We start from the raw sequence: 8,200 nt of genomic DNA on the forward strand, positions 1-8,200 counted from the left end.
GGCCAAAGGCGTGCAGGGCGAAGAAGGTGACCACGACCCCCGCGCTGGACGGCAGCAGCACGCCCACGCGTTCGCCCCGCTCGGTCACCGCGGCGATCTTTCGGCCCAGCGCGAAGCTGGCGCGGATCAGATCGGTGTAGGTGAGCGGGTTACGTTCCTGGTCCTCCAGGATCGGCTTTTTGGCGCCGTACCGGTCACGGGCGTCGAGCAAGGCGTCAAAGACGGACCGCTCGCCATCCCGCGCGTCAAAAGCACGCGGCATACAGGTTTGAACTCCCGAATGTTCACTGCCGTCTTTCGTGGCGGGAACCCTAGCTGTCGGGAACATGGTTGAAAAGATGTGTCACAATCGGTGATCCGGGCGCCTCAAGTCTTTGGAGGTGCTTGATCCATAACGCGGAAAGTCCGATCTAGGCCGCATGGTCACCGTGATCGACACCACCCGCACCCGGCCCCGCCACCCCGAAAAGCAGGCGCGGCCGGACACCCCGATTCTGAGAAAGCCCGAATGGCTGCGGGTGAGGGCGCCAGGCTCCCCCGGCTATAACGAGACGCGCGGCATCGTGCGCGAGCATGGCCTCGTCACCGTCTGCGAAGAGGCGGCCTGCCCGAACATCGGCGAGTGCTGGAGCCAGAAGCACGCGACCATGATGATCATGGGCGAGATCTGCACGCGGGCCTGCGCCTTCTGCAACGTCGCCACCGGCCGGCCGGACGCGCTCGACCCCCACGAGCCGGACCGGCTGGCCGAGGCGGTGGGCGAGCTTGGCCTCGCCCATGTCGTCATCACCTCGGTCGACCGCGACGATCTGCCGGACGGCGGTGCCGCGCATTTCGCCCGCTGCATCGCCCGCATCCGCGACACCTCCCCCGCCACGACGGTGGAGGTGCTGACCCCCGATTTCCGCAACAAGGCCGGCGCGGTGGAGACGGTGGCGCACGCCCGGCCCGACGTCTACAACCACAATCTGGAAACGGTGCCGCGGCTCTATGCCGACGTGCGGCCGGGGGCGCGCTATTACGGTTCCTTGCGCCTGCTGGAGCGGGTGAAGGAGCGCGACCCGTCCATCTTCACCAAATCCGGCATCATGGTGGGTCTGGGCGAGGAGCCGGCGGAGGTGTTGCAGGTGATGGACGACCTGCGGGCGGCGGGGGTGGATTTCCTGACCATCGGCCAGTATCTCCGCCCCACCCCCAACCACCACCCGGTCGCCCGCCACGTCAAGCCGGAGGAGTTCGAGCGCTACGGCACGGTGGCGCGGGCGAAGGGCTTCCTGATGGTGTCGGCGACCCCGCTGACCCGCTCCTCCCACCACGCCGGCCGCGACTTTGAGGAGTTGCGGCGGCGGGCGGGGGAGAAAGCTGCGGAGATGGTGCGAGCGGAAGGAGAGTGACCGTTCAGGTCAAATGCTGCCTTTGCAGGTAATCCTCGCTCTGCATCTCCATCAACCGGCTCACCGTCCGTTCGAACTCGAAGGCGTGGGTACCTTCCGGGTAGAGACGTTCGGGCGGGCCTTCGGCGGCGATGACGACGTTGACCTTGTGCTCGTACAGCGCGTCGATCAGCGTCATGAAGCGCTTGGCCTCGTTGCGCAGTTCGTCCTTCATCGTCGGCACATGGTCGATCAGGACCGTGTGGAAATGGGTGGCGATGGCCAGATAGTCGGCCGCTCCCAACGGCTTGCCGCACAGGTTCCAGAAATCGACCCAGGCCACGCTTTTGGCGGCACGATCGATCTCCACGCGGCGTCCCTGAACCGTAAGGCTGCAGGGCTCGCCCGCCGCACCGCCGGTCAGGTCAGAGAAGGCCTTGGCAAGGGCGGCATCCGATGTCGGCCCCAGCGGGTGGTGATAGATCGGCACGCCCTTCAAGCGGTCCAGCCTGTAGTCGGTCGGGCCGTCCAGCGACAGGATGTCCAGCTTGTCCTTCAGAAGCGCGATGAAGGGCAGGAACAACTCGCGCTGGAGCCCGTCCTTGTACAGCATGTCGGGCGGCCAGTTGGAGGTCGCGACCACCACCACGCCCAGGTCGAACAGGTTGGTGAACAGCCGGCCCAGGATCATCGCGTCGACGATGTTGGTGACGTGGAATTCGTCGAAGCAGAGCAGCCACGCCTCGTCCGCCAATGCGCGGGCCAGTTCCGGCAGCGCCTCGTCCGGGCCGTCGCCTTTTCCCTTGCCGGACTGGCGGTGGTCATGGATGCGCTGGTGGATTTCCAGCATGAATTCGTGGAAGTGGACGCGCCGCTTCTTGTCGACGGGAGCCGTCTCGAAGAACAGGTCCATCAGCATCGACTTGCCACGCCCGACGCTGCCGTAGATGTACAGCCCCTGCGGCGCGGTCGAAGCAATGTCCGGCGGCGGCGGCGCGGCGCGGCGGCGGCCAAGCCCGAACCGTTCCAGCCACCCTCCCCCGGCGGGCTTGTCGTCGCCGGCGGGCTGCGGCTGATAGCCTTTCAGCGCCTGATACAGGCTTTGGAACTTCTCCGCCGCCAGTTCCTGGTCGGGATCGGGGCGAAGCGTGCCGCTGCCGCGGCGGGCGCGGTAGAGCGAAAGCGGTCCGTCGGTCATGGGGATATGCGCGATCCGGCTGCCAAGATGCCCCTTACCTAACGGATGGAACCGCTCCCGGCAACCGCCGACCCGCACGGGCGGGAGCAGCGGCGGGAATGGCAGGGTGGCGTGTGCAGCGGTTGCGCGGAGCGGTTCGGTGGACGCCAGCGGCGCGGCATCTAAGCGCAGTGGGGAGGCCCCTGTTTCCGTTCGGTGACACATTCATTAGGGTGTTCGTCCGATCAATGTTCCGGCGCAGTCGAGCCGCCCGCCAGACAGGAAACCGCCGCACCGATGCCCGCTTCCGGGTCCGCCTTCCCGACCAATCGTTCCAACGCCGGTCTGGCGCGGGCGTTGCGTGGCCGTCTGGGGTCGGTGCGCTTCCTGATGACCGCCTCCGGCCTCGCCTTCATCCTGGTGGTGAACGCGCTGATCGGCTACGGCATCCTCCAGGGCCGGAGGGAAGCCCTGGATGCGGGCGAGCGCGCGACCCGCGACCTCGCCCGCATGCTGGAAGCACAGACCCTGCGCACCGCCTTCTCGGTGGACCGGCTGTTGAGCGATCTGGCCTTCGCGCTCGACACCCATGCCGACGGCGGACGGCGCGGCAGTGCCGCCATTCACGACCATCTCCGCCGGAACCGCGATTCCTTCGGCGAACTGGCGGACCTGGTGGTGGTCGGCAGCGACGGCATTGCCCTGCACCATTCCGCCGACGCCCCGCTGCCGTCCTTCCCGCTGTCCGACCGCACCTATTTCACCAATGCACGCGACCGCGCCAGCCCTGGCCTGCTGGTGGGCGCGCCCATCGGCAGTCTGGTGATGCCCGGCACCCGCGTCATCCCACTGAGCCGGCGCTGGACCGACGCGAACGGCCGCTTCCGCGGGGTGCTGGTGGCACTGGTCGATCCGACGCGGCTGGCGGCGACGCTGGAATCGCAGCGCATCGACCGCAAGGGCAGCGTGATCCTGGCGCTGGAGGACGGGACCGTTCTGCTGGAACGGCCGCAGGACCGCATCGGCCTGACCCGGTTGGCGGACTGGCCGGCGGTGCAGCGCGCCCTGGCGGCCCAGGACGAGGCCACCATCCGCGACAGCACCCCGATGACCGCGCCCGCGGCTGCATCCTCGGGTGCGGCGACCTCGGCGACGGCCATGCCCGGCAGCGGTGCGGGCGACAGCCTGATCAGCGTGAGGCGGGTGCAGGGCTATCCGTTCGTCATCGTGGCGACCCTGCCGGTGCGGGCGGTTTTGGCCGACTGGCAGCGCGACACCGCGGCCTGGACCGCCATCGGCACGGTGATGACCATCGCCATCGCCTTGCTGACCGCCTTCGTCGTCCGCCAGCACGCCCGCCGGGAGGAGGATCAGGCACGGCTCGCCCGTGCCTCCCGCCGCATCCGCGGCATCCTCGATTCCATGCTGGACGCGGTGGTGACCTTCGACACGGCGGGCCGCATCGTCACCTTCAACCGGTCCGCCGAGGTCATGTTCGGCGTGCCGGAGCGGGAGATGATCGGCCAGCCGATCGAGGCGCTGATCCCCGATGCCCGCGGCGGCGCCAACGACCGCGACCTGACCGCCCTGCGCCGCGACGGCCGCGCCTTTCCGGTGGGCTTCACGGTCAGCGACCTGCGGCTGGGCGCCGGTCCCTGTGCCGCCGCGCCCTACCCCTCCGCAGCCGGCGCGCGGCGCCCGGCCCCGAGTCCGGCCCCGAGTCCGGAGGAGCCGCGCATCTATGTCGGCGTCATCCGTGACATGACCCGCCGCAAACAGCAGGAAGCGGAGGTGATCGCCTCCAAGACCCAGGCGGAACTGGCGAACCGCGCCAAGAGCGAGTTCCTGGCCAACATGAGCCACGAGCTGCGCACGCCCCTGAACGCCATCATCGGCTTCGCCGAGGTGCTGGACAGCGAGTTCTTCGGCACCGTCAACGAGCGGCAGAAATCCTGCATCGCCGACATCCACGACAGCGGCCGGCACCTGCTGGACATCGTCAATGCCGTGCTGGACATGTCGAAGCTGGAATCGGGCCAGTTCGAACTGTGCGAGGAACCGGTCGAGGTCCACGAGGCGGTGGGCCATTGCCTGATGATGGTGCGCGACCGCGCGGCCTCCGGCGGCGTGGTGCTGAACAACCTCGTGACCGGAACCGTCGCCACGCTCTGGGTCGATCAGCGCGCGTTCAAGCAGGTGATCCTGAACCTGCTGTCCAACGCGGTGAAGTTCACGCCCGGCGGCGGCAGCGTCACCATCACCGCCGGCCTGGACCAGGAAGGAAATGGGGATGGCGGGTTCCGGCTGTCGGTGGCCGATACCGGCATCGGCATCCCGCCCGAATTCATGGCCGACCTGTTCCAGCCCTTCCGTCAGGCCGACAACGCGGCCAACCGCCGTTACGAGGGGACGGGGCTGGGCCTGTCGATCTCGAAGAACTTCATCGACCTGCATGGCGGCACGCTGACCTGCGACAGCACGCCCGGCACCGGCACCACCATGACGATCCGGCTGCCGCCCTCGCGGGTTGCGGATCATCCGTCAAAGATGGGCGACTGGACCGTCGGTGCCGCCTGACGGCCGGGCAAAGCCGCCGGGCTTCAGCCCAGGCGGACTTCAGCGCAGGCGGGTGGCGGCGAAGCGGCGGGGCGGATCGACGAAATCGTCCTGGGCGGCGATCAGCTGAAGTTCGCGCGTGCCCAGACGCTTGGTCGTCTCGAAGATGGCGAAGATCGCCGCCGCCGCCCTCTCCAGCGCATCGGCGGGATCGAAGTCCTTCAGGTAATGGGCGAGGAACAGCGCCGCCACCGCGTCGCCCGAACCGTTGGGCGGCGGATCGAAGGTCAGGCGCGGCGTCGCCACCAGCCAGGCGCCATCCGTACCGTCCACCAGCATCTCGATGCTGTCGGGATCGGCGTCGCTGCGGGTCAGGCTGGTGACCAGCACCAGCCGCGGTCCGCGGGCGCGCAAGGCGGCGGTCGCCGCCAGCGCGTCATCCAGCGTCGCCACCTTGCGGTCGGTCAGATACTCCAACTCGAACTGGTTGGGCGTCATCAGGTCGGCGGCGGGGACCGCATGGTCGCGGATGAACTCCGGCAGGCCGGGCCGCACGAAGAAGCCGCGACCGACATCGCCCATCACCGGATCGCAGCAATAGACCGCCTTGGGATTGGCCGCCTTCACCCGCGCGGCGGTCTCGACGATCACCTGCCCCAGTTCGACGGCGCCCATATAGCCGGACAGAACCGCATCCTGCGCCGGCAGCACGCCGCGGGCGGCGATGCCGTCGACGATGTCCGCGATATGCTCCGCCGTGAAGACCTGCCCGGTCCAGGCGCCGTAGCCGGTATGGTTGGAGAACTGGACGGTGTTCACCGCCGTGGCGTCGATCCCCAGCCGCTGCAGCGGGAACACCGCGGCCCGGTTGCCGACATAGCCATAGGCGACGTGCGATTGGATGGTGAGGACGGTCTTCATGGGGATGAAGCCTAAGCGACGGTCCGCCGGGCGTAAAGCCGCCGACTCCACGGCGATGCCGGGAGACAGCGGCATGGCTGCCATGCATATGCCCCCGCCGGCCGTCTGCTGTGGCGGCTTGGCCCATGGACAGGGCGGGGACGCACGGCTAAAGCTGCCTTCTCCAACCATCCGCAGTTCCGGGATATCGCCATGGCCACGACCGTCCGCCCCCGCCGCAGCGTGCTCTACATGCCGGGCTCGAACGCCCGCGCCCTGGACAAGGGGCGCAGCCTGCCCGCCGACGGTCTGATCCTCGACCTGGAGGATGCGGTCGCCCCCGATGCCAAGGCCCCGGCGCGCGACACCATCGCCCAGGCGCTTGTTGCCGGCGGCTATGGCGGGCGGGAACTGATCGTCCGCGTCAATGGGCTGAACACCCCCTGGGGCTATGACGACCTGCGCATGGCGGCGGCCAGCGGTGCCGACGCGGTGCTGCTGCCGAAAGTGGAGAGCGCCGACGCGGTGCGGCAGGCCGAGGCGGTCCTGCGTACCGCCGGGGCACCGGCCGGCCAGACGATCTGGTGCATGATGGAAACGCCGCTCGGCATCCTGAACGTGAAGGAGATCGCCGGAGCCTCCCCCGGCGTCGGAGCGCTGGTTCTCGGCACATCGGACCTCGCCAAGGATCTGCATGCCGCCCATACGGCACAGCGGCTGCCGATGATCACCAGCCTGGGGCTCTGCCTGCTGGCGGCGCGCGCCTATGGGCTGGCGGTGCTGGACGGCGTGCATCTGGACCTGAACGACGACGAGGGCTTCGCCGCCTCCTGCCGACAGGGGCGTGAGCTTGGTTTCGACGGCAAGACGCTGATCCACCCCAAGACGATCGCCGCCTGCAACGCCGCCTTCGCCCCCGATGCCGACGAGATTGCCCACGCCCACCGCATCATCGCCGCCCATGCGGAGGCCGCCGCCGCCGGCAAGGGCGTGGTGCTGGTCGACGGCAAGCTGGTGGAGAACCTGCATGTCGAAAACGCCCGACGGCTGGTGGCGCTGGCCGAGGCGATCGGGAGGATGGAAGCGGTGGGGTGAGTTTTCTTCTGGAGGCGTTCTATGCTCCCTCCCCATCCCTCCCCCGCTTTCGCGGGGGAGGGAGTAGGAGCTTTGGAAAGCGATGCAAAGGAGTAGCGGCAGTCCCCTCTCCCACGATCGGACCGGCCTTCGGCCGGCGAGGGTTAGGGAGGGGGCATCCGCCGCAACCACTTCCCCACTCCACAATGCTGGTCATACCGAAAAAATAGCGGTTGCAGAAATTGTTCGTTATTTGGAACCAACCCACGGCTGTCCGGTTGTCGAATCAGCAAGGCACAGTCGGAGGTTGGTTATGGCCTCGAAAGAGAGCAATCGTACGTCGGGCCGCGGATTCGCGTCGATGGACCCTGATCGGCAACGCCAAATTGCCAGCAAGGGTGGCGAAAGCGTGCCGGCCGACAAACGCAGCTTTTCGAAGAACCCGGAACTCGCCGCGGAAGCCGGGCGCAAGGGTGGGCGCAGCGTGCCCGCTTCCTCGCGCAGCTTCTCCAAGAACCCCTCGCTGGCGGCGGAAGCCGGCCGCAAGGGCGGACAGGCGAGCCATGGCGGACGGTCGGCCGACCGCCCTGCCGGGGGCGATTGAAACGCTGCGATCCGTGCAGACGAAAAAGCCCCCGTCCTTGCGGACGGGGGCTTTTTCTTGAATGCAGTCCGGAAAGCCGATCAGGACGCCACTTTGTCCAGTTCGCGCAGGATCGAGTCGCCCATGACGGTGGTGGAGCAGCGCGCCATGCCCGGGGCCATGATGTCGGCCGTGCGCATGCCGCCGCCCAGCACGTTCTGGATGGCCCGCTCGATCAGCTTCGCGTCCTCGTCCAGGTTGAACGAGTAGCGCAGGCACATCGCGAAGGACAGCAGCGTCGCACAGGGGTTGGCGAGGTCGCGGCCGGCGATGTCCGGGGCGGAGCCGTGCACCGGCTCGTACAGGGCCTTGCGGTTGCCGTTGGCATCCGGGGCGCCCAGCGAGGCCGACGGCAGCATGCCGAGCGAGCCGGTCATCATCGCCGCCTCGTCCGACAGGATGTCGCCGAACAGGTTGTCGGTGACGATCACGTCGAACTGCTTCGGGTTCTTCAGCAGCTGCATGGCGCCGTTGTCG

8 protein-coding genes are annotated in these 8,200 nt (G+C 68.2%); 4 read left to right on the top strand and 4 right to left on the bottom strand.

Annotated elements, in window-relative coordinates:
* Window positions 1-262, bottom strand: a 262-nt coding sequence (locus VD964_RS20625) for a hypothetical protein (RefSeq protein ID WP_324870379.1), incomplete at its 3' end; no start/stop codon positions are given.
* A gap of 157 nt (window positions 263-419) precedes the next feature.
* Here VD964_RS20625 and lipA point away from each other — a divergent pair.
* Window positions 420-1,394 (top strand): lipoyl synthase, encoded by a 975-nt coding sequence (lipA, locus tag VD964_RS20630; RefSeq protein ID WP_324870380.1) that lies wholly within the window; start codon window positions 420-422, stop codon window positions 1,392-1,394.
* 4 nt (window positions 1,395-1,398) lie between these two features.
* On the opposite strand, the gene zapE is transcribed toward lipA, so the two are convergent.
* Window positions 1,399-2,571: a cell division protein ZapE gene (gene zapE, locus VD964_RS20635; protein WP_324870381.1), complete on the bottom strand. Its 1,173-nt coding sequence runs from the start codon at window positions 2,569-2,571 to the stop codon at window positions 1,399-1,401.
* Between the two features lie 276 nt (window positions 2,572-2,847).
* On the opposite strand from zapE, the gene VD964_RS20640 reads away from it, so the two are divergent.
* On the top strand, window positions 2,848-5,127 hold the full coding sequence (locus VD964_RS20640; RefSeq protein WP_324870382.1) for a sensor histidine kinase: 2,280 nt from the start codon (window positions 2,848-2,850) through the stop codon (window positions 5,125-5,127).
* Window positions 5,128-5,166: 39 nt separating this feature from the next.
* On the opposite strand, the gene pdxY is transcribed toward VD964_RS20640, so the two are convergent.
* Complete coding sequence (pdxY, locus tag VD964_RS20645; protein WP_324870383.1) at window positions 5,167-6,027, bottom strand: pyridoxal kinase PdxY; 861 nt, start codon at window positions 6,025-6,027, stop codon at window positions 5,167-5,169.
* Window positions 6,028-6,219: 192 nt separating this feature from the next.
* Between pdxY and VD964_RS20650 the strand changes: the two genes are divergently transcribed.
* Window positions 6,220-7,101, top strand: a complete 882-nt coding sequence (locus VD964_RS20650; RefSeq protein WP_324870384.1) for a CoA ester lyase — start codon at window positions 6,220-6,222, stop codon at window positions 7,099-7,101.
* 292 nt (window positions 7,102-7,393) lie between these two features.
* Window positions 7,394-7,684, top strand: coding sequence for a general stress protein (locus VD964_RS20655; RefSeq protein WP_085088553.1), 291 nt, complete (start codon window positions 7,394-7,396; stop codon window positions 7,682-7,684).
* 80 nt (window positions 7,685-7,764) lie between these two features.
* Here VD964_RS20655 and VD964_RS20660 read toward each other — a convergent pair.
* The coding region (locus VD964_RS20660; RefSeq protein ID WP_324870385.1) for an isocitrate/isopropylmalate family dehydrogenase at window positions 7,765-8,200 on the bottom strand (436 nt) is incomplete at its 5' end.

Source organism: Azospirillum sp. (genome assembly GCF_035628975.1).
In the GTDB taxonomy this organism is placed as follows: domain Bacteria; phylum Pseudomonadota; class Alphaproteobacteria; order Azospirillales; family Azospirillaceae; genus Azospirillum.